15 protein-coding genes are annotated in these 22,628 nt (G+C 55.4%); 14 read left to right on the top strand and 1 reads right to left on the bottom strand.

All coding sequences use genetic code 11. The features are described from left to right. Positions 1 to 2: 2 nt before the first annotated feature. Complete coding sequence (locus tag D8M41_RS04330) at positions 3 to 2,414, bottom strand: nitric-oxide reductase large subunit (protein ID WP_023133315.1); 2,412 nt, start codon at positions 2,412 to 2,414, stop codon at positions 3 to 5. A 446-nt stretch (positions 2,415 to 2,860) separates the two neighbouring features. Here D8M41_RS04330 and D8M41_RS04325 point away from each other — a divergent pair, with 446 nt between their 5' ends. The 14 genes from D8M41_RS04325 to D8M41_RS04260 all read left to right on the top strand — a co-directional run bounded on the left by D8M41_RS04325 (position 2,861) and on the right by D8M41_RS04260 (position 22,615). Then, positions 2,861 to 3,541 (top strand): lysophospholipid acyltransferase family protein, encoded by a 681-nt coding sequence (locus D8M41_RS04325; RefSeq protein WP_126926464.1) that lies wholly within the window; start codon positions 2,861 to 2,863, stop codon positions 3,539 to 3,541. A 90-nt stretch (positions 3,542 to 3,631) separates the two neighbouring features. Then, positions 3,632 to 5,611: an excinuclease ABC subunit UvrC gene (gene uvrC, locus D8M41_RS04320; protein WP_126499986.1), complete on the top strand. Its 1,980-nt coding sequence runs from the start codon at positions 3,632 to 3,634 to the stop codon at positions 5,609 to 5,611. 71 nt (positions 5,612 to 5,682) lie between these two features. Further along, a complete protein-coding gene (rapZ, locus tag D8M41_RS04315; protein ID WP_006887328.1) occupies positions 5,683 to 6,567 on the top strand; it encodes an RNase adapter RapZ in 885 nt (294 codons plus the stop codon). Continuing rightward, entirely contained in the window at positions 6,567 to 7,631 is a 1,065-nt protein-coding gene (locus tag D8M41_RS04310) for a gluconeogenesis factor YvcK family protein (protein ID WP_006887264.1), read from the top strand. The genes rapZ and D8M41_RS04310 overlap by 1 nt, the downstream gene beginning before the upstream one ends. Positions 7,632 to 7,755: 124 nt before the next feature. Beyond that, complete coding sequence (whiA, locus tag D8M41_RS04305; protein ID WP_006887274.1) at positions 7,756 to 8,772, top strand: DNA-binding protein WhiA; 1,017 nt, start codon at positions 7,756 to 7,758, stop codon at positions 8,770 to 8,772. A 412-nt stretch (positions 8,773 to 9,184) separates the two neighbouring features. After that, positions 9,185 to 10,189 (top strand): type I glyceraldehyde-3-phosphate dehydrogenase, encoded by a 1,005-nt coding sequence (gene gap, locus D8M41_RS04300; RefSeq protein ID WP_126926463.1) that lies wholly within the window; start codon positions 9,185 to 9,187, stop codon positions 10,187 to 10,189. A gap of 129 nt (positions 10,190 to 10,318) precedes the next feature. Then, positions 10,319 to 11,542 carry a phosphoglycerate kinase gene (locus D8M41_RS04295; RefSeq protein ID WP_006887133.1) on the top strand — a complete coding sequence of 408 codons (1,224 nt, stop codon included), beginning with the start codon at positions 10,319 to 10,321 and terminating at the stop codon, positions 11,540 to 11,542. A 275-nt stretch (positions 11,543 to 11,817) separates the two neighbouring features. Next, entirely contained in the window at positions 11,818 to 12,594 is a 777-nt protein-coding gene (tpiA, locus tag D8M41_RS04290; RefSeq protein WP_006887348.1) for a triose-phosphate isomerase, read from the top strand. 344 nt (positions 12,595 to 12,938) lie between these two features. Then, positions 12,939 to 14,594: a BCCT family transporter gene (locus D8M41_RS04285; RefSeq protein WP_006887200.1), complete on the top strand. Its 1,656-nt coding sequence runs from the start codon at positions 12,939 to 12,941 to the stop codon at positions 14,592 to 14,594. A 326-nt stretch (positions 14,595 to 14,920) separates the two neighbouring features. Continuing rightward, positions 14,921 to 15,346 (top strand): hypothetical protein, encoded by a 426-nt coding sequence (locus D8M41_RS04280; protein WP_006887308.1) that lies wholly within the window; start codon positions 14,921 to 14,923, stop codon positions 15,344 to 15,346. Positions 15,347 to 15,498: 152 nt separating this feature from the next. Continuing rightward, on the top strand, positions 15,499 to 15,744 hold the full coding sequence (gene secG, locus D8M41_RS04275) for a preprotein translocase subunit SecG (protein ID WP_280926272.1): 246 nt from the start codon (positions 15,499 to 15,501) through the stop codon (positions 15,742 to 15,744). Positions 15,745 to 15,945: 201 nt separating this feature from the next. After that, positions 15,946 to 17,325, top strand: coding sequence for an SWIM zinc finger family protein (locus tag D8M41_RS04270; protein WP_006887222.1), 1,380 nt, complete (start codon positions 15,946 to 15,948; stop codon positions 17,323 to 17,325). A 65-nt stretch (positions 17,326 to 17,390) separates the two neighbouring features. Then, positions 17,391 to 19,907 (top strand): DUF6493 family protein, encoded by a 2,517-nt coding sequence (locus tag D8M41_RS04265; RefSeq protein WP_006887275.1) that lies wholly within the window; start codon positions 17,391 to 17,393, stop codon positions 19,905 to 19,907. A gap of 44 nt (positions 19,908 to 19,951) precedes the next feature. Beyond that, positions 19,952 to 22,615: a DUF6493 family protein gene (locus D8M41_RS04260; protein WP_006887229.1), complete on the top strand. Its 2,664-nt coding sequence runs from the start codon at positions 19,952 to 19,954 to the stop codon at positions 22,613 to 22,615. Positions 22,616 to 22,628 lie beyond the last annotated feature (13 nt).

The raw sequence follows: 22,628 nt of genomic DNA, 5'->3' as shown, positions 1-22,628 counted from the left end.
CATCAGCCTCGGCGATCACTGCGGTAGGGGCTGGTCTGCTCGGGCAGCTCGTCGGCAGCTTTAGCGCCAGCGAACTCGGCGATACGAGCGTCATCAACCATCTCGTACAGCGGCGGCTCAGGCAGCTCAAGCACAGTCTCCTTATTCTTCGGTGCGAAGTAGGAGGTGATGCCCAGCCACGCCAGCTTAATCAGCGGCAGAATACCGGCCAGGAAAATCACATCGCCCGGCAAGCGCAGCCAGTCCATGATCAGGTTGGCATCGGACTGAATGTACGCCAGCGAACGAGCCTCATAGTAGCCCTGACCAACCGAGTGGTACAGCTGAGCCACGCCCAGCGGCAGCAGCGAAATGAACACCATCCAGATCAGGCCGATATTCAATGCCCAGAATGAGAACTTCACGCCCTTCTCAGGCCACTTGTTCTCGGGGATCAGGTACCGCAGCGCAAACACTGCGAAGGCCAGCGCCAGCATGCCGTACACGCCCATCATGGAGCCGTGTGCGTGGTTTGCGGTCAGCGCCGTACCGATCTCGAAGTACGAAACGATCGGCAGGTTGATCAGGAAGCCAAACACACCAGCACCCAGGAAGTTCCAGAAGCCCACGGCGATCAGGAACATCACAGCCCAACGGTGCGGGAACGGCTTGGTGCGGTTGGAGTACTGGCGAGCACCCAGCTGCATGAAGCCCCACGCCTCAACGGTCAGGAAGGTCAGCGGAATAACCTCTGCTGCTGAGAAGAACGCACCGAATGCCATCTGCTCAGACGGGGTACCCGCAAAGTAGGTGTGGTGCATGGTGCCGACCACACCACCAGCGGAGTAAAGCACGGCGTCCATCATGATGATGGAGATTGCGATACGCTCACGCACCACGCCCAACAGCACGAAGATGTAGGCGACCATCACAGTGGTGAAGAGTTCGAGGAAGTCCTCAACCCACAGGTGCACCACCCAGAAACGCCAGAACTCGGCGACCGAGAAATGGGTGCGCTGACCAGCGAGCATACCCACAGCGTAGAACATGGGGATTGCCAGGCCTGAGAAGAGGAACAGCCACGGCATGGAGGTCTTCTTCCCGGTCTTCAAACGCGAGCTGAGGGTACGCCACACGATCACAATCCAGATGAACATGCCTGCGGTGAGCAGAATCTGGAAGAAGCGCGGCAAATCAAGGTATTCCCACTGCTGCGAGAAGATCGAATTCTCAGGCACCCAACCCTTTTGCGAAAGCCACTCGTTCAGCAGCGAGCCGAGCACCACGAACACCACTGCCACGAACAGGATAACGGTCAGCAGCCCCTGTTTCTTCGGCTCTTTGCGGGTAATGAGCGGGGCGATGAAGATACCGCCTGCCAAGAACGCCGCAGCAGTCCAGAAGAGGGAGAGCTGCACGTGCCATGTTCGGGAGACGGTGTAGGGGATAAGCTGCCCCATATCAATCCCGAAGAAGCCTGTGAGCTCCACACGGTAGTGCTCGGTAAGAGCACCCACAAGAGCCTGCAGCAGGAACAGCACCAAAATAGTGATGAAGAACAGCCCGGCCGCCTTCTGTGAGGGGGTCAGGCGCACCTCGTCGGGCTGGCGGAAGTCCAGCACGGGTGCCTCCTCGCCATGCCAGCCGATGGTGCGGGACCAGCGGCCATAGATGGCGAACATTAGACCGGTACCGCCCACCAGTGCAATCAGCGACAGCGCCGACCAGACCATCAGGTCTGCGGTGGGTTTGTTATCTACATTGGCTTCTGCGGGCCAGTTATTGGTGTAAGTGTAATCCTGGTTGGGACGCTCAGCGGCTGAAGCCCACGCAGTCCAGCCAAAGAACGCTACAAGGTCGTGCAGTTCTTCTTCGCTCTTAATGGCGTTGGGGAACAAGCCCTGAGAAGTATTATCCTTGGTGAGCGTATCCCTATAGTGGTTGACCATCTGGTCAAACCCCTTGGTCTGCCCCGCCGTCCAGTTCAGAGTCTTGCTGGACTCGTCGTACTTATTTTCCTTGCGCCACTCGTTCTTAACGAGTTCACGGGGCTCTTGCTTACCCTCTTCCCTGTATTGTTTGACGGCAGCGTCCGTAGTCAGGCGCAGGTATTCCGCCGTGAAGTCCGGGCCGATGTATGCACCGTGGCCGAGAACCGATCCGTACTGCTGCAGGCCGCGGCTCTGGTAGAGCTCCTGACCGTGCTGAATCTGTTCCGCGGTGGCGATTACCTTGCCGTCGTTGCCGATGATTTTATCGGGCAGCGGCATGGAGAGCGCATAGGTGCGCATCGCCAGGATTGCCATAATGGTAAAGCCCAGGAGCATCACAAATGCAACGGCCTGTACCCAGCCTTTACCGGCGTAGGCACCGACCGCGTCCGTGCGGCGGGTGACCTTGGCGATCTCCTCGCGCGTTACGGGTTTCTTAGCCATATTGTATGTCTCCAGTGTGCGTATATTTTTGTGATTCGAGTGGGCTCGTTTGGAGAGGCTCGACAGGCGAGCACAACTAGTCCACCCGTTTTTATTCTTGCATTACAAATACTTATTTAGAAAATTTTAGTGACACTATGTCGAGAATGTGAAGTTAATTGCATAATAACCTTTAGAGATGCTGTGGGCTAAATTATTACGCTCATTAGGCAGTGTTGGACGCCCCTTGAAGTACACAGCCTGTAGGGCCCAGCCAACAGCTGACAAAGTTCTGTAGGGAGTCCCCAATATAGCCCCATTTTTCAATATAAACGTATCCGGCACAGGGTCCCCGTCGAAAACATGTCACTAAATGTCATAATAACCTCATGAACGTACTGAAAAGCTGCGGCACTGTGGAATAATGAGAAGGCAGGTAGGAGGCATCCCCTAGGAGTCACACATTTATGGTTTTCTACAAACTCAGCCAAAAAACCGTTACCGGGCTATTACGCTCGGTTTTTCGTGCACGAGTCACAGGCCTTGACCACTTCCCCAAAACCGGCCCCGTGATTGTTGCCTCCAACCACCTATCGTTCCTAGACTCCATCATTATTTCCGCAATGATGCCCCGCCGCGTGGCTTTCCTCGCCAAAGCCGAGTACGTTAATACCCCCGGTATCCGTGGTAAAGCCATGAAAGCATTCTTTGAGACCGTCGATATTATCCCGGTGAACCGGTCAGATCGTTCAAAATCCCTCAAAGCACTTGATATTGCGCTAGAGAAACTGAATGAAGGCAAAGTTTTCGGCATCTACCCCGAAGGCACACGCTCCCGTGACGGCTACCTCTACAGAGGAAAAATTGGTGTGGCCTGGCTGGCCCATATGACGGGTGCGCCCGTAGTCCCGGTAGGGCTGATCGGCACCGACCGGCTTCAGAAACCTGGGTCGAACATGGTGTACCCGCACCGGTTCACGATCCGCGTGGGTGAACCCATGTGGTTCGAAAAAACAGGGGAGCAGATGACCGGTAAACAACGCCGCCAAACCACCAACCAGATTATGGACGAAATCGCCCAACTTTCGGGGCAAGCACGAAAGGACGAATACAATGTTTCGCCCTCTGCTGAGCGTGACGGCGGGTAAGGTACCCTGCGCCAAAGGCGAGTAAACTTAACCGCGCATCCGCAAAACCCGGCGGATGCGCGGCTTAACGTTTAAGCAACAGGAGGCTATGTGGCAGACCCGCGTTCGTACCGCCCCGCATCGGGTGATATCCCCACCGAGCCGGGAGTGTACCGTTTTCGGGACGAACACGGCCGTGTAGTGTACGTGGGGAAAGCAAAAAATCTGCGTAACCGCCTCAATAGTTATTTCGCTGCCCCTGAACGCTTAGCCCCTAAAACCTACGCCATGGTGCACACCGCCACCAGCGTAGAGTGGACGGTAGTCGGCAGCGAACTGGAATCGCTGCAGCTTGAATACACCTGGATTAAGGAATATAAGCCACGTTTTAATATCGCCTTCCGTGACGATAAATCCTACCCCTACCTTGCGGTCACCATGCGCGATAAGTTCCCGCGTGCACAAGTAATGCGTGGCGACCGTAAAAAAGGCGTGCGGTACTTCGGACCCTACTCACAGGTGTGGGCAATCCGTGAGACGCTGGATGCGCTACTGCGGGTGTTCCCGGTGCGTACCTGCTCACCGGGAGTATTTAAACGTGCCGAAGCATCAGGGCGCCCCTGCCTGCTGGGATATATCGATAAATGCTCCGCACCCTGCGTAGGGCGCATTAGCCCTGAAGAGCACCGCAACCTAGCGGACGGGTTGTGCCGTTTCATGGCTGGTGGAGCCGAAAAATTTATTGCGGAGCTCACCACGGACATGAAAGATGCTGCAGCCAATATGGACTTTGAACGTGCAGCCGTACTGCGTGATGACATCGTGGCACTTACCAAAGCTTTTGAACGTAACGCGGTGGTTCTGAGCGACTCAACAGACGCGGACCTGTTCGCCTTCGTACAAGACGAACTGGAAGCGGCAGTGCAGGTGTTCTTCGTGCGTGGCGGGCGTATCCGCGGTCAACGCGGCTGGATCGTTGAAAAAGTAAACGACGGCAGCGAAGGTGAACTCATTGAACAGCTTCTCGTCCGGTTATATGGTGAAGCCGCCGCACATGTGGCGAGCGCATCCAGCACCCTGGCTGAAGAGACAGACGCGAACCGCCACGAGATTCCCCGCCAAATCCTGGTGCCGGTACTGCCGGATAATGCCGAGCAGCTGCGTGAGTGGCTTTCTGGTGTGCGCGGGGCGAAGGTAAGTATTGCGGTGCCGCAACGCGGCGATAAAGCCGAGCTGATGAAAACTGTTGCCGAGAACGCCCGCCACTCATTGGCTCTGCATAAGAGCCGCCGGGCTGGGGATATTACCACCCGTTCCGCTTCGCTCGTTGAGCTGCAGGAGGCTCTGGAACTTCCCGAACCGCTGATGCGCATTGAGTGCTACGACATTTCGCACGTGCAAGGAACGAACGTGGTGGCCTCTATGGTGGTGTTTGAGGATGGCCTGCCCGCTAAAAGTGCTTACCGTAAATTCTCGGTTAGTGGGGATGCCGCACGGGATGATACCGCCAGCATGTATGACGTAATAACTCGCCGTTTTAAGAGGTATCTCACCGAGCAGCAGCAGCGTGCGCAAGCAGGCCCGCAGCGTTCGGGAGAGGTAGCTTCAGATGCGCATGCGCAGGAGCCAGCGAAGTTCGCGTACCCCCCGAACCTGGTGTTGGTTGATGGCGGCCCGCCGCAGGTGGCGGCCGCCCAGGCTGCGCTGAGCGACTTAGGCGTGGTGGATGTGCACGTTGCCGGTATCGCTAAACGCTTGGAGGAACTGTGGCTGCCGGATGATGATTTTCCGGTGATTCTGCCGCGTAATTCTCAGGCGCTGTTTTTGGTGCAGCGTATCCGGGATGAGGCGCATCGGTTTGCGATTACGTTCCATCGTTCCAAACGCGGTAAGGCGATGGTTGCCTCCGCGTTGGATGCTGTGCCGGGGCTGGGCCCTGCTAAACGTGAAGCGCTTATTAAACACTTCGGGTCGTTAAAGAAGCTGAAGGCGGCCAGCGCCGATGAGCTGACGCAGGTGCAGGGGGTTGGGCCGTCGCTGGCTTCGAAGATTAGGGAGCATTTTGACGCGGAGGCTGCCGCCTCAGGATGATGCGGTGACCGTCTGATGCCTGTCTAGTATTATTGGATTACCAACTTACTCGCATCAAAGGGGAACGTAATATGAGCGTTGAGTTACAAGAGCAGAAACCGCAGATTTTGGTGATTACAGGTATATCTGGGGCGGGGCGCAGCACCGTAGCTAACGTACTTGAGGACGAGGGCTGGTATGTGATTGATAATATTCCGCCGCAGATGCTTGAATCGCTGGCGGAGCTAGTAACTCGTGACGGTGCTCGTGTGCCGAGGGTGGCTTTGGGTATTGATGTTCGCGCCCGCGCCCTGTTTGATGATCTCCCGGCTGCTATCGACACCCTTCGAAAATCCGATGTAGATTTTTCGATGCTTTTTTTGGATGCTAAAGACGAGACGATTGTGGCCCGGTATGAGGCGCAGCGTCGCCCGCACCCGTTGCAGGGGGAGGGGCGCGTCCTTGATGGTATTCGCGCGGAGCGCACCCTGTTCGAGGTGTTGCGAACAGCTTCCGATCATACGATTGACACAACCGGGATGAACGTTCACGAGCTGGCTCGTACAGTACGTGAAATGTTTGCTGAAGGCGCTGACAAAAAGCTGAATCTGAGCGTGATGAGTTTCGGATTCAAATACGGTGCACCCGCAGATGCGAACTATATGGCGGATATGCGGTTCATCCCGAACCCGCACTGGATTCCTGAGCTTCGCCCGCTCACCGGCCTAGACGCACCGGTACGCGACTATGTGCTGCAGAACACCGGTACGGAGGAGTTCATTAGCAGCTATCTTGCGGCTTTGCGCCCGGTGTTGGAGGGGTACCGCCGTGAAGGGAAATACTATGCGACTCTTGCGATTGGGTGCACAGGAGGTAAGCATCGGTCGGTTGCCGTGACTGAAGAGATAGCTCGAAGGCTCGGGGAACTGCCCGACGTAAACGTTAACGTACAGCATCGTGATAAGGGCCGCGAATAATGTCTGAAGGAACGAATACGCCCAGCCACTCTTCGGGTAGCAGCAAGAACGTTCCGAAACTACCGCCGCTTCCCACCCAGGCGTTGCGTCTGCTGAAGACTACCCGCCGGGTGCCTAAAGTGACGGCGCTTGGTGGCGGGCACGGATTGTACGGGTCGCTTTCTGCACTGCGGCACGTTACAACGGATGTGACAGCTATTGTGACGGTCGCCGATGACGGCGGGTCGTCAGGTCGGCTGCGGAATGAGATGGGTGTACTCCCGCCTGGGGATTTGCGTATGGCTCTTTCGGCACTGTGCGATGACACCGATTGGGGGCGTACATGGAGCGATGTGCTTCAGCACCGGTTCAGCGCCCCGGAGGGGCACACCGGTGAGTTCCCGTTAGACTATCACGCCCTCGGTAACCTGCTGATTGTTACGCTCTGGGAGTTGCTGGGCGACCCTGTGGCTGGCCTGGACTGGGTGGGCGCGCTTCTGAACGCGCGCGGCAGGGTGCTTCCGATGGCTTTGGAGCCGCTGGTGATTCAAGGTATTGTGCTTCGTGAGCACGGCGGAGCTTTTGAGCGGGTGCAGGTGCGCGGGCAGGTGAACCTGGCCCATGAGCCGCAGGTGCATAATATCGAGCTGGTTCCTGCCCAGGCGCGTGCCTGCCCTGAGGCGTTGGCCTCAATTGAGGAGGCAGACTGGGTGGTTCTTGGCCCCGGCTCGTGGCGTACTTCCGTGTTACCGCACCTGCTGCTGCGCGAACAGCGTGAGGCGTTAAGCACAACAAACGCTAAACGGTGCGTGGTCATGAACCTGGCGTTGGACGATAAAGAATCCAACGGTCTGGACGCATCCGCTCACCTGAAGCTACTGCAGCAGTACGCCCCCAATCTGCGCCTTGACGTGGTGATCGCTGACCCGAGCAATATGGGTGTGCAAAGCGAATTTGAGGACGCGGCCAGAGAGCTGGGCGCGAAGGTGCTGTGGGCGTCCGTGCGTTCAACCACAAACCCGAATGTGCACGACCCACTCAAGCTGGCTTCAGCGTACAATGATATGTTTGCTATGCGTTTATAAAACTTTAAGGACGCAGCTAAGACACACACGAAACACACATGCACACGAACGCGGCTATTTGCCGTGTCCCCCGCTTCGAGCGGGTTAGGGCATCGCCCTAATTCTGTTTTGTAAGGAGAGAACAATGGCTCTGACCGCCCTGGTGAAAGAAGAACTTGCCCAATACGAGGCGAGCAAGGCGTCGGTGCGTAAGGCCGAGGTTTCCACTATTTTGCGGTTCACCGGTGCCCTGCATATTGTGGCAGGCCGCATCGTTATTGAATCTGAGGTGGATACCGAGCAGACCGCGCAGCGTATGCAGCAGACTATTGCCGAGATTTACGGACATGAGTCGGAGCTGACGAGTGTTACCGGTGGGGGATTGCGCCGTGGCGGACGCTATATTGTTCGTGTTGACTCCGGGGGAGAGGCACTGGCCCGGCAGACCGGGCTGCTGGATTTGCGGGGCAGGCCGGTGCGTGGTTTACCCCCCGCTGTGGTGAACGGTTCACTGCAGGATGCTGAGGCCGTTATGCGCGGCGCATTCTTGGCGCACGGGTCGTTAACGGAGCCTGGCCGTTCATCCGCGATTGAGTTTACCTGCCCCGGCCCTGAGGCGGCGCTCGCGTTGGTGGGCGCGGCCCGGCGTCTTGATGTGATGGCGAAGGCCCGCGAGGTGCGTGGCGTGGACCGGGTGGTGGTGCGTGACGGCGAGACTATCGCCCATCTGCTGGAACGGATGGGTGCCTCGGAGTCGCTGCGTACGTGGCGTGAACAGCGCACCCGCAAGGAGGTGCGAGCCACGGCGAACCGGCTGGCAAATTTTGATGATGCAAACCTGCGCCGTTCCGCGCAGGCTGCTGTGGCTGCGGGCGCACGGGTGGAACGGGCTCTGCATATTTTGGGTGATGATGTTCCTGAACATCTGAGGTACGCCGGGCAGCTTCGGGTGGCTAATAAGCAGGCGTCGTTGGATGAGCTGGGCCGGTTAGCGGATCCGCCGTTGACGAAAGATGCTATTGCCGGGCGTATTCGCCGTTTGCTGGTGATGGCTGATAAACGTGCACAGGAACTGGGTATCCCCGGTACGGAGCTAAAAGAAGACATTCAGGGAGCAGAGGCCGCTAGGGGCGTCTCTTCTGCCGCCCCCACCGGAGCATAAAACACATGTTCGCACGCCGTGGTGCGCGTTTGCTTCCTGTTGCAATGGTGTTTTACGTGTGGTGTTTTACCCGTGGGATTGTGCCCTGATAACCCTAACGGTGATGAGGCTATGCAGACCTCTCGCACCCTCATTGTGTTTGTGTTGGAATGCAATTATCCCAACGTGGAGGGTAGGTATAATCCATATAAAACAACAGAAAACAATGGAAAAACAGTCTAAAAGTGACTTGATTCACTAAAAAATCCTACATGAACACACCCAAACACACACGAACTAAGGTATGATTATTACCAACATCAGGCGGTACGCAACCGCGCACCACAGAGCACGGTATGCTTTTGCCATAACCGACCACAAGTCCCGGTGAATGCTGCGGCCGCCGCCCAACGCACTGACAAGGAGAACTTCAGTGACTGTACGTGTAGCAATCAACGGCTTTGGTCGCATCGGCCGCACCTTCTTCCGCGCAGCACGCGAGGAAGGCGTAGGGTTCGAAATCGTCGCCATTAACGACCTTACCAACGTTGATACCCTAGCTCACCTGCTCAAATACGATTCGATCATGGGTCGTCTGGACGCAGAGGTGGAGGTCAAGGAAAATGCGCTGATAGTAGATGGCAAGGAAATCAAAATCCTGGCTGAGCGCAACCCTGCTGACCTTCCCTGGAAGGATCTCGGCGTTGATGTAGTGCTCGAATCCACCGGTTTCTTCACCGAGGGCTCCAAAGCGCAGGCGCATATTGACGCTGGCGCAAAGAAAGTTATTATTTCCGCCCCCGGTAAGAACATTGACGGCACCTTCGTGATGGGCGTGAACGACGACCAGTACGACCCCGCCACCCAGCATATTGTTTCGAACGCATCCTGCACCACCAACTGCTTGGCTCCGCTGGCGAAAGTCCTCAACGACTCCTTCGGCATCGAGCGTGGCCTGATGACCACCATCCACGCATACACCGCCGACCAGCGCCTGCAGGATGCTCCTCACTCCGACCTGCGCCGCGCCCGCGCAGCAGCCGTGAACATGGTTCCCACCTCCACCGGTGCGGCAGCCGCTGTTGGCATTGTGCTGCCTGAGCTCAAGGGTAAGCTGGACGGTTTCGCGGTGCGTGTTCCCACCATTACCGGTTCCATCACCGACCTGACCTTCACCACTAACCGCGAGGTCACCAAGGAAGAGGTTAATGCGGCTCTGAAGGCAGCAGCCGAGGGTCCGATGAAGGGCATCATTAAGTACAGCGAAGATCCGATCGTCTCGAAGGATATTGAGGGCGAAGGCATCTCCACCATTTTTGATGCACCGCTGACCAAGGTTATCGGCAACCAGGTGAAGGTTATCGCTTGGTACGACAACGAGTACGGCTACGTAGCACGCCTGGTGATGTTCACCAATAAGGTTGTGGCATCACTCTAATGCGTCCGCGTGTAAACGTATAGAGAGAACCCCGGATTCACCGCGTGATTGAGGCGGAGAACCGGGGTTTTCCCATAACAGCCGCTATTATTAAAAGTATCTAAAACCCATTATTAGGAGGATTATCCTATGGCTAAGGCACTGGCAGAACTGCTCGAAGAAGGCGTCGCAGGCCGCCACGTTCTCGTTCGCTCCGACTTGAACGTTCCCCTTAAAGATGGCGTGGTGACCGACGACGGTCGCGTGCGTGCTTCCCTGCCCGTTATCGAAAAGCTTGCTAAGGCCGGCGCTCGCGTGATCGTAACCGCGCACCTTGGACGCCCCAAGGGCCAGGTGGACCCGCAGTATTCCATCGCTCCTGCCGCTGCACGTTTAGCCGAGCTGGCTTCCGTACCCGTGCAGGTGGCTACCGATCTGGTGGGTGAAGATGCAAAGGCTAAATCAGCAGCCCTGAAAGACGGCGAAGTGCTGGTACTGGAAAATGTGCGTTATGATGCCCGCGAAACCTCGAAGGATGATGCAGAACGCGGCGCATTTGCCGATGAGCTAGTGGCACTGACTGGGCAGAACGGCGCATATGTTGATGATGCGTTCGGGGCGGTACACCGCAAGCACGCCTCCGTGTACGACGTAGCCAAGCGTCTGCCTGCCTACTTGGGCGATCTGGTGAAGAAAGAAGTGGACGTTCTGGCGAAAACTTTGAACAACCCCGAGCGTCCCTTCGTGGTCGTCATGGGTGGTGCGAAGGTTTCCGATAAGCTTGCTGTTATCGACAACCTTATCGGCAAGGCCGACGCTATTCTCATTGGCGGCGGCATGGGCTACACCTTCGCTTACGCGCAGGGATATAAGGTCGGTAAGTCGCTGCTGGAGAAAGACCAGGTAGAGACCGTGCGGCGCTACCTTGAGACCGCCCCTGCGCAGGGTACTGAGATCATAACTGCCGTAGACGTGGTGTGGGCCGATGATTTCTCAGCAGACGCTAAGACCGAGATCCGCCCCATTGAAGACCTGGAAGGTGGCGAGCTGGGCGCCGAGGGTGAGGGCCTGGATATTGGCCCGAAGAGCCGTGAACTGTTCGCGGAGAAGATTAAGGCAGCTAAAACCGTCTTCTGGAACGGCCCGGTGGGTGTATTCGAGATTGCCCCCTTCGCGGGTGGTACTGAGGCTGTTGCGAAGGCTCTTGCTGAATCGGATGCTTTCTCCATTATTGGTGGCGGGGACTCGGCATCGGCGATCCGCAACCTAGGGTTCGCTGACGAGCAGTTCGGGCACATTTCCACCGGCGGTGGAGCATCCCTCGAATACATTGAGGGTAAGACCCTGCCCGGTCTGGATGCACTGGGTGCCTAACCTTCTGCCCCTTGTCTAATATGCCCCGGCTTATTCGCGTAATAGCGAATGGGCCGGGGTTATCTATAGGGCTTAAACCTTCAACGGTTCACGGCGTGCATCTGGTAATAGGACAGTCCAGTAATGACCGCTAAGTGGTGGGTGGGAAGAAATACCGCAGTGGTATATTCGGCGGTGAAAATTCGCGATAAACCGTGTATTTACGCGCCAGAAGCACTAAAATAGAGAGTGAACTTTTCCGTAGCTATGCCCTCTTTGGGGATTGGAGCGAATATATGTCGCGTAAGCCGCTTATTGCTGGTAACTGGAAGATGAATCTGAACCATATTGAGGCCGTGACCCTAGTTCAGAAACTAGCCTGGACCCTTGACGACGCGAACTTTGACTTTGATAAGACTGAGGTGGCGGTTTTCCCGCCGTTCACCGACATTCGCTCCGTACAGTCTCTCATTGAGGGCGACAAGTTTAGGATCGAGTATGGTGGGCAGGATATTTCGGCTCACGACTCGGGCGCATACACCGGTGAAATCTCCGGGTCGTTCCTCGCCAAGCTCAACGCCGCATACGTGCTAGTGGGCCACTCTGAGCGCCGCACCTACCACGGTGAAACCGACGAGGTATGCGCTGCCAAAGTGCAGGCTGCGTACCGGCATGAAATCACCCCCGTACTGTGCGTGGGAGAGGGACTTGATATCCGCGAAGCCGGTAACCATGTGACCTACACCCTGGAACAGCTGCGTGGCTCGATTTCTGGTCTGACCGCCGAGCAGGCGAAGAGCCTTGTTATTGCCTATGAGCCGGTGTGGGCTATCGGTACCGGTAAGGTTGCCACCGCAGAAGACGCACAGGAAATGGCTGCCGCTATCCGCGCGGAGCTGACCAAGCTCTACTCGGCCGATGTTGCCAACCAGGTACGTGTGCTTTACGGTGGGTCGGTCAAGTCTTCCTCAGCTCCTTCGATTATGGAGCAGGCTGACGTTGATGGTGTGCTTGTTGGTGGGGCGTCGCTACAGGCCGATGAGTTTGCGGCTATTGCGCGGTTCGACGCTTAACACCTAAGACAATATCGCCGGTTATCCTCTGCATTCTGCGCGGCGGGGTAACCGGCGATTTTTTATGCCGCGCCGGGCAGTGTGGTATAGAAAACACGGGGAAGACCCCGATGATGTCGCAGAAACCTTAAAACGTGGGGTAGAATTCAAATATAAAGATTTCATAAAGAAAAGACTCATACATTCCTTCTTCTCGAAAAAATTTAATATCTAAAATCCCTTTAAAATATTATTTCGTATATTTTGAGGTATTTTCGTGTGCTTTGATTATCTACAATAATTTGGTTTTACAGATGATTTAGCATTTGTTATACTTTTTCTGGAATGTTTTGAGAAGGTGAGATATGAAGTCGCGCAAATATACGTCTGTTTTTATTGGTTCGTTAATTGTTTCATTAATATTGGTGGCTCTGGGTTTTGTCCCAGGTTACGGAGAAGTTTCTAAAAACTGGAGGGCACTGATCGGAACTGACTTCGGTTGGTTTTACCTCCTGCTTGTAACTCTTATCGTATTGGTCTGCGGGTTTTTTGTTTTAAGCCCCATGGGACAAATTAAACTTGGAGAGCCTGACTCAAAACCCGAGTATTCCACCGGTTCATGGATTGCCATGCTTTTCTCGGCTGGTATGGGCATTGGTCTAGTTTTCTATGGTGCTGCCGAGCCGCTTTCACACTTTGCTAACAAAACTCCCCATGCTGCGCCGGGGTCACAGCAAGCAATGGCGGATTCCTTTCAGTTTACGTTCTTCCACTGGGGTATTCACGCCTGGGCTGTGTACGGTATTGTTGCTATGGCTCTGGCATATTTCGGCTTCCGTAAAGAAGAGAAATATCTTCTTTCTGTCACCCTTAAGCCGCTTTTCGGTAAAAAAACCGATGGCTGGCTGGGATATATTATAGATATTGTTACTGTGGTGGCAACTGTTATTGGTGTGGCAACCACGCTTGGTTTCGGCGCTATTCAGATTAATGGTGGATTGAGCTACCTTACTGATAATGCCATTCCTAATAACATGGAAGTACGCACTGTTATTATCGTAGTAACCACTGCTCTCTTTGTGCTCTCAGCTCTTTCGGGACTGGGTAAAGGTATTAAAATCCTTTCAAATCTTAATATGATTCTGGCTATCGCACTTCTGGCGATTGCTATTGCGGTTGGGCCCACTGTCAAAATTTTTGACAATATGACGGAATCCGTCGGCCTGTACATGCAGAACTTTTTCGAGATGAGTTTCCGAACCGCCGCATTTAACGGTGACGAACGCGCCTGGATTGATACCTGGACCGTGTTCTACTGGGCATGGTGGATTTCCTGGTCACCCTTCGTGGGCCTCTTCATCGCCCGCATCTCCAAAGGCCGTTCAATACGTGAGTTTATTACTGTAGTACTTCTGATACCTACCGTCTTAAGCTTCATCTGGTTCTCCGTTTTCGGTACGATGGCTAATACGGTACAGCAGAACGGTCTGGAGAATCTGACGAAACTAGAGGATGAGCAGCTACTGTTCGGCACATTCAAACACTACCCGCTGGGCATGTTAATGTCGATCATCGCAATCATCCTGATCTTCACCTTCTTCATTACCTCGGCAGACTCAGCAACCTATGTGCTCTCAATGCTTTCCGAAGATGGGCGTCTTATCCCCACTAACGGAAAGAAAGTCGTGTGGGGCGTTATCGTCGCGGGTATTGCAACCGTGCTGCTGTACGCTGGCGGGCTAGACGCTCTGCGGAATACGCTGATTATTATTGCGTTACCGTTCGCCGTTGTGATTGCGTTAATCGTGGTGGCGCTAATAGTTGAGGTGTACCACGAGAAGGTACAGATGGGCTTGTCGATCTCGCCTGACCGCTACCCCGAAAAGGGACAGCCGTTCAAGTCGTACGAATCGTACGAAAGCGAAGACGAAGCTGAGAAGTCTATTGAGGATGAGGCGGATACATCTGCTCAGCAGGTAAAACAGGGGAAGAAAACCTCTGAACCTGCGAAGCAGGAATAACCTGCCTTTCGGCTGAGACGTAAAAACATAAAGAGCCCCTGCTCGCTCTGTATTTGACGGGATGTCGTGAAGCGTCCCAATGGTACAGATAGCGGGCAGGGGCTCTTAGCGCAGTAGGTGGGTTCTTGAAATGATCCGGTAATCATAATTATCTCCGCAAGGACAGCTCCACGGTCAAACCAGATACCATAAGCCTAGATAAGGTAGTGCTGCTTCCCCTGCACCCGCTGTTGCGCATCCATCCTATGAGGGAAAGCTGCTCGCGGGTAGCCAAAAAACGGGCGCTGTCCTAAATAACGAGCCGAACACTGGGTAGACTTAAGATCATGGATTCCCTTCTCGCGCCCATTATGATCACCCTCCTGTGCGTCATAGTGTTCATGATTATTCGCAACCGCAAAGTCCCCGCTCCCACTATGCCCGGAGAACCCGGTGCGAGCTACGACCCAACCACACACTATTACGACAGTAAACGTGACGATTTCCTTAACTGGCTTCACGCCCGCACCAGCTCCCCAGAAATCCCGGTGCAGGTGAAACTGCGGGACTGGGTAGACCAGGGATTCTACGCCGAAGACAGCGGCAACTACTGGGGCATCGCCCAGCAGTTCACCTATTACCTGCTAGAAGGCGGGTATGTGCGCGCCTACGACACCGAAGGGAAAGAACTGACCGCCCAGCGTGTGCTGATCGACCGGCCGGATACGCTGCAGCTGACCCCCAGCGAATATCAGCGCCGCACCGCCCGTTAAACTTTTCACCCCCGTACTGTTCAGCTATGCGCAGCATTAGGGGTGACCAATCCGCTAAGGTGGCGTATAGTTAATACGGTATGCCAAACGGCAGATACGAAAATTATTAGTAACCGCCAATCCCAACAGGAAGGTCCACTGTGGAGACCCTCATGACTGTACTCATGGTAATCATCGCGATTACCAGCGTTATTGCCGTGCTTTTGGTGCTCTTAAACCGCGGCCAGGGCGGCGGCCTCTCAGATATGTTCGGCGGCGGCATGACCAGCTCCCTCAACTCCTCAGGTATGGCATCGAAGAACCTGATCCGTCTGACCGTCACCGTCTCTATCATCTGGGTAGTAGCGATTGTGCTCTACGGATTGGCACTACGCTTTAACGGTCAAATCGTGTTCTAACGTCCTAAAGGTTTTTATCCTTAAGCCCCGGCAGGTGAACCAACCCCGCCGGGGCTTCTCCTATGCCCAACCGCGCTGCCCGTGCCTACAAACGGACAACCGCCGATTATAGTAAGAATGACGAAACCCTGCTTAAAATGTCAGGGCGTTCAGGCATAGTAGTATCGTAAAGCTTCTGCACCACCCCTCGGAGGAACCCTCATGGCATACGAACTGGACTACAACTATCTAGGAGCCTCAGCGCTGCTGGAACGTGACGGACACCCCGAACTGGCCCTAGCAACCAGCGGCGGCAGCACACCAGAAGGCGCAGCGGCACACCCTTACTTCTTCTCAGGATTCATGGAACGCCCCGACGTGATCGCAGCATCGTTGCTGGTGGTCGCGCGTGTGGCCCGCACCCGCTACTACACCCCGCCCGGCATGGTCGCCGCTATTTTGCGGGCCGCAGACCCGGTAGTGACCAGCACCCGTGAAGGTCTACGGTTTGAATCCTTTAGCGCCTGCTGCGGTGTCTATGCCCGACTTGACGTAGACTCCTCCGCCCTAGACGCCAGCCACAGCGCCGTGGGCGTGACGAATGTGGACGTGAATCCGCCGCTTCGCACCGCCTTAGCTTCCCTCCGGGCTGGCGAACCCCTCCACATGGATGTTGGTGATGAGGGGTTGCTGACCACCACCTTAGACGGTGAAGTAATGGAAGATAAAGTGCCCCTGCCGGTGCGCTGGCTCAAAGGGTTCGCCGAAACACAGATGCTCTCATCCCTGATGAAACCCACCCATTCTCTGGACGCGGCAGCAGCCCGCACCTTCATCCAGGGGCTGCCGCGCCAATCCGCCACGAAAAGCGTCATGTGGGCCACCCGGGCGGTGCGTTCACTGAGGCTGGCCACCCGAGCCACCGCCGGGTCGGTGTGCGTGGCAGGGCCGGAGCGGCTGCGGGTGCTTGAACCGCTCATCCGCTTCATGACCCGCCTGGAAGCATACAGCGAACCGGTCACCTCAGGTAACGCCCCGGTGGCGAGCGTGTGGGTGGCCCACTTGCCGGGTGCGCGCCTGAGCATCGGGTTAAGCCCCGAAAAATCACGCGGATTCTCGGGGGAAGGCTCTGTGCTGCAGGCGCTCTCAGACCCGTCAGTTGCTGAAAACGCGGATATGCTCAGCGTGCTTCTCTCCTTTGAGCCGCGTATTGAAGTGCCCGTCATGTCTGCACGCAGCGGGCTGAACGAGACGCAAGTACGCGACGCCCTCGCGTTACTGGCATCCTCCGGGCAGGTCGGTTTTGATGTGCAGGCGGGGGAGTACTTCCACCGGCCGCTGCCCGTGCAGGCGGATGCCCTGCAGGCTATGCATCCGCGGCTGGTGGGTGCGCAGAAACTGGTGGACTCCGGCGCGGTGCGGGATGACGAAGGCGGAACGTACCGTGTGCAGTCGCGGGACACGTTCTACACGGTAACCCCCGCCGAGAAAATCGAAGAATACCGGTGCACCTGCCCGTGGTGGGTGAAATACCGGGGCACCCGAGGCCCCTGCAAACATGTACTGGCGGTAAGCATTAAACGTCGTGGCGGGCTGAATTAGCCCGACACCGAACCGTATCCGCAAAAGTCGTGTTTTCCTTGCACACCTGAATACACAAATAGGTAATGATGGATGAGAAGAACTATCCGCAGCACATGAGCCTTGAAGAACGACGCGCCCGCCTGCGTGAACTCATGAAACGTGACGATGCCACCGTTGAGGAGTATCACGCTATCATAGGCGGGGCTACCGAAGAAGAGCGTGTGTCTCTGGCGAAAACTCTTAAACCCGCGCAGGTGGTGGACGTCAAAAACTATACCCCGCTCGCTGCTTATGTAGCGGGTGCTCTCATCCGCAAACCTGACGGGTTTACAGGGGCAGAACGACCTACCCAAAACGCCTCCGCTGCATTCCACCAACTCCTGTGGAATAACCGTAAGGGTGGACAACATCAGGATATTGGGAAATATTTTGTGCTGGGAGCATCCAAACGAAGCGAGGAGTGGATTCTAGCATTTGTGGAATCTATCGCCGAAAGCTGGGCGTACGGGGAGGAAAGCTGGCCTGTATCTCACCAACTGCTGCGGGAACGAAACATCATCTGCGAATCTCCGCAGTATCTTGGGCAGTTCATCAGGAATATTCCACCGGTACGTGAGGATTCAACCTACAATCGTGCGGCCGCTCTTAACTTCTTCAAAGACGACCCGCTGCTGCTGGAGCAAGAATTCTGGGCGCTTTTTCGTGTTGAAGGAACAATGCGCGACCACTACTGGACGCTGCTCGGGCCTACCGGCAGCATGCTCGCCCTCATGCGTCACATGCAGGACTTCTATGAGGGGTTCCGGGAAAGGGTGCTGGACGAATCGTTACAGTCGCTGACCCGTGATTTCTCGGCCGCAAACAGTAGGGTTTTTCACCAGATCTACCGGGGTATGGAACCCACCGAAGCAGAGAACCTGGAACGAGCCCACGCTCTTATGGCACTGTTGGGGTCTGCGCCCTCAACTACTGTGGGCTTGGCGCAAGAAATACTGACGCCTCTGGTGGTTTTGCTGAGCGGTGAACAGGCAGCCCAGCTGGTGGAGGCATCACAACCGGTGCTGTTCCGGACCGAGAAGAAAGTACTTCGCGCCCACCTGAAGCTGTTGAAGCTACTGGTCACACACCATCCCGAACTGGCCGGGAAGGTGAGCTTAACGGTGGGTGAGGCGGTCGAAACCATGCCTGTCGATGTGCAGGATACCGCCCGCAAACTTATACTCGCACACCATAGAAACAATAGTGAGGAGGTGAAGCACAAGCCGGGTCGAAGCATTAGTATTCCAGACATTACCCCGCACGATGGTGAACCAAGCGAATACTTTGCCACTTGCAAACCCCTCACAAGTGATACGGAATTCTTGGAAATCCTTATTGAGCATCTGGAAGGCAATACAGACGGGTTTGACTACCCGCCTCTGCTGTCTTACCTGCAGAAGAACCACACTATTGAGCTGGATAAGGCACAACGGCAGTACGTATACACCAAATACAAGACCCTCCTTGCTAACTCTGCGCTACGGTGCCTAACATATCTTGTTCTCAAGCCGTATCAGCAGGAAGACGGTTTAGACCTGCAGCACACGTACTTTCGGGGATACTACACATCTTCCTTTTACCAGAGGACTGTAACGGGGGAACTGGTTCGAACAGTTCGCACGGCACATAATTACCGTGGGCCGAAGGCTCTCCTTGCAGAGCAAATCGCCAGCCTAGACCCCGATGAAGAAAACCGCACACCATTGGTTGTGGTTCCTCTTCCCGCCCGGAAGGACATATCGTGGGCGCGATCCGAACAGAGGGTCTGCTGGGAGGAAAAAGACGCAACTCCTAAAACCCTCGAAACCCCGTTCGAGCAGGCGGCGCTTAACACCCACGGAACCGTCGAAGAGTATCTGGAACGCAGCGGAGACGGGGAATCCTGGAACATCTGGAATGACGAGGTGGTGCGGTGGTACGCGTGGCTGACCCAGAACAACCCGGATGTGTTGGCGGTACAGTTTCTCCCGCTTGCCTTCGGCGCCGTCTATCAGTCACAGCAGATAGGGCTGCCGAGTCTGCTGCAGGCTCTGGGGCATTCCCACCAAGTACTAAGGGCACCCTCGTACACGGTGATCGGGCAGGCTATGGGGGCTCAGCGTCGCGAGTACCGCACTATTGCTGCCGAAGCCATAGCGCTTCTAGCCGAACGGGGCATGCTGGATACTGCCGCGTTCTCGGCAGAACTGTCGTGGCTTCTTACGCAGAAGCACCTGATGACGAATCGTGCAGTTGAAACGCTCACAGATGCGGCATCCATTAGCCCGTTAACGGGGTGGCGCGTCCTGCAAATCCTTGCGGAGATACTGCCTGTGGCAGGTGAGGTTAATCGCGGTGGCTCCCTCGTGCAGCTAGCGGGTCAGCTAGCGGAGGAATACGGTGTGACCATTGAGATACCCGAGGTACTGCGGCCCAAAATGAAAGGCTCGACCGTGCTGGCGAAAAGTCTGCGTGTGCTTGATACATTGCAGCCGCATCCAACGGAGCTTGCGGAGCAGGCCCGAAACCAAGCGCGAGAGATTGTGACGAAGAACGGTGCGGGGCACGTCGAAAAACTTTAGACTGGGAAGAAAACCAGTAATCTATATCACCGATAGGGGTTTTAATGACCGCACAGCATCACACACAACCAGCTTTACCGGCACAGCCAACCTTACAGGAGCGTCGTGCCCACCTTCGGGAACTCATGAAACGTGACGACGCAACCGTTGAGGATTATCACACGGTGATTAGCGGGGCGACAGAGGAAGAACGCGCATCGTTGGCCAGGACGTTATCGCCCACGAAACTTGCGAAAGCCCGAGGGGAGAAAGCAGCTTTGGCCGCATATGCAGTAGGAGCTTTAACCTCGTCGGTTCCGCGTGCGGTGAGGCTTATAAGTGAACTTTTTTGTCCTCTTCGAGATGAGGATTTTAATATTATTCCCGAGCCGCCTATGCCTGCTACTGGGCAGCTCTGGGAATTTTTAACTCAAGGGGCGGTAGAACGATCCGATGAGTGGGTCCTGCACTTTGTTGAAGAATGTTCAGACGATTGGTACATAGATTCCTGGACACGCCTCAATAAACTTATGCGCGAACATTCGCTGACGAGCTTATCGCCAGGGTATCTTTGCATGATGATGAATGCCGTCCCACACGTGAGGGAAAAGTCTGCCAGACAGTATCGGAATATAGAACAGTTCTTCCGCAACGATCCTGTGCTGCTGGAACGAGAGTTTTGGGATGCTTTCACAGTTGAAAGGGTACTAGCACAGTCTAAGTGGGATCCCGCCTTACAGCCTGAATATCGAAGCCCATCGTTTTCGGCCCTCGCTCAGGTGATGTGCGAAACTTTTCCGGAGATTCGCCCCAGGTTCCTGGATGAAACGCTCAAAGGTCTTCTGCGAGACTACTCAGCCCACCACGTGCGGCATTTCTATAGGGCCCATGCTGCTCTGCAGCCAACGCCTCAAGAAATTAAGGAGCGTTTTGCGCTCTACCTTTCGGTGCTGGGAACGGCGTATAGCCCTGCTATCGCCATGGCGCAAGACCTGCTGGAGCAGGCAGTCTACGAGCTTTCCGACGCACAAGCACGTGAGGTTATTGAAGTTTCGGCAACAGTGCTGACGCGCACCGAAAAGAAAGTTTTGCGCGCCCAGATACGGCTTCTTTCTTCACTGCTTGAAGTCCACCCCGAATGCACTGAACAAGTAAGCCAGACAGTACAGGATGCCTTCAAGTCTATGCCCCTGGACCTTCAAGACGAGGCCCAGAAGCTCATCAATGATCCGGTGCGAGAAACACCCACGCACCAGGACGCAGCGGGGAGCATCACGGTACCGGATATCACCCCGAAGGATTGTGAACCGCAGGGGTGTTTGGCGCCTCGACCGCCTATCACTACGGACCGGGAACTCATGGAATGCTTGGCAGCAACCTTCCAGGGAGGCGATGGCACCGATATTCCGCGTATCCTGGAGTACTTGGAACATGCCGAGAGTCTGGACATAAACGATGCAGAGCGGCAGCTTCTCTGGGAAGCTCGTAACCTTCTCATAGAAAGCCCATCCAGTATTTATACCCTCTCCAGTCCCAATATCCCGTACCTTGCCATTGCGGCACTCATCAAAAGCGGGCAGATACAACACGCTGATATTGCTAAAATACCGATCATCCCCACCTGGTATACAGAACGTCTCTACCTAAATGATGAGCACGGAAACCCGGTGACAGTAGATGAACAGACGATTAAGGAGCATCAGTCTCGTCCCATTAATGTAAAAGCTACTGGGACAGAACTTCATCTCAATGAGCGCGGACCTCATATGCTGCTGATGGAGCAGCTGTTCTCCCTGATTTTTGCGGATCAAGACGCAGAAATCAACATAGTGACCGCGCCTTTTGCACCCCAGCGTGTAGCCCTTGAACGTACTACGGGTACAGTCCTCACCCAGTATTGGAAATCGCTATATATTGTTCGGATGCACAGCTTCCCTTTGCAATTCCCGCTGTGGGTTGGAACAGATACACCCGATGCTGCCGCACTCTCCGTTGAATCTGCCGCGTTTAACACCAACAGCACGCAAATCGAGTACATGCACCGTATGCTGGAATCAAAATACTATCCTTCGTACCGCACGGTCATGGGGTGGTACGGCTGGCTCATGCAGAACAACCCAGATATTTTCAGCGCACAGACCATGCCTATTCTTGTGGCAGCTATCCATGCCCATAATGCTTATGGTGCCGATGTCATCATGTGCATCCTGGGTGATACGCACCGAGCACTGGGCGCCGCCTCCTACAGTGCACTCGGGCTTGGGGCCAGCGCTAAAACTACCGAAGTGCGCGCCAACGCTGCGGAGGCGCTCGCCTCCCTGGCGGATCGGGGTATGGCCGATACCGCTTTATTCGCCGAAGAACTGTGTTGGCTGTTGAGCCAGCACCACGTGAAGGCTCAACGAATTGAGCAGACATTTAGGGACGCTGCATTGATTAGCCCTCTATCTGGGTGGCGAATTATGCAGGTACTAGAAGGCATATTGCCTGTCGTGGGCGAGGTATATCGTGGTGGCGCGCTGGTACAGCTCTTGGTACAGCTGGCGGGGGAGTACGGCGTGAGCGTCGAGGTTCCCGAGGTTTTACGGCCAAAAATGAAAGGCTCAACTGTGCTGGCCAAAAGTCTGTGTGCGCTTGAAAAGCTGCAGCCGCATCCAACCGAGCTTGCGGAGCAAGCCCGAGACCAAGCCCAAGAACTGCTGGACCAACACCGCTGCGTACAACCATAAGCGCAGAAACTGA

This window comes from Rothia sp. HSID18069 (assembly GCF_003989155.1).
Classification (GTDB): domain Bacteria; phylum Actinomycetota; class Actinomycetes; order Actinomycetales; family Micrococcaceae; genus Rothia; species Rothia aeria.
The sequence above is the reverse complement of the archived record's forward strand: the minus strand, read 5'-3'. Positions and strand labels throughout refer to the sequence as shown.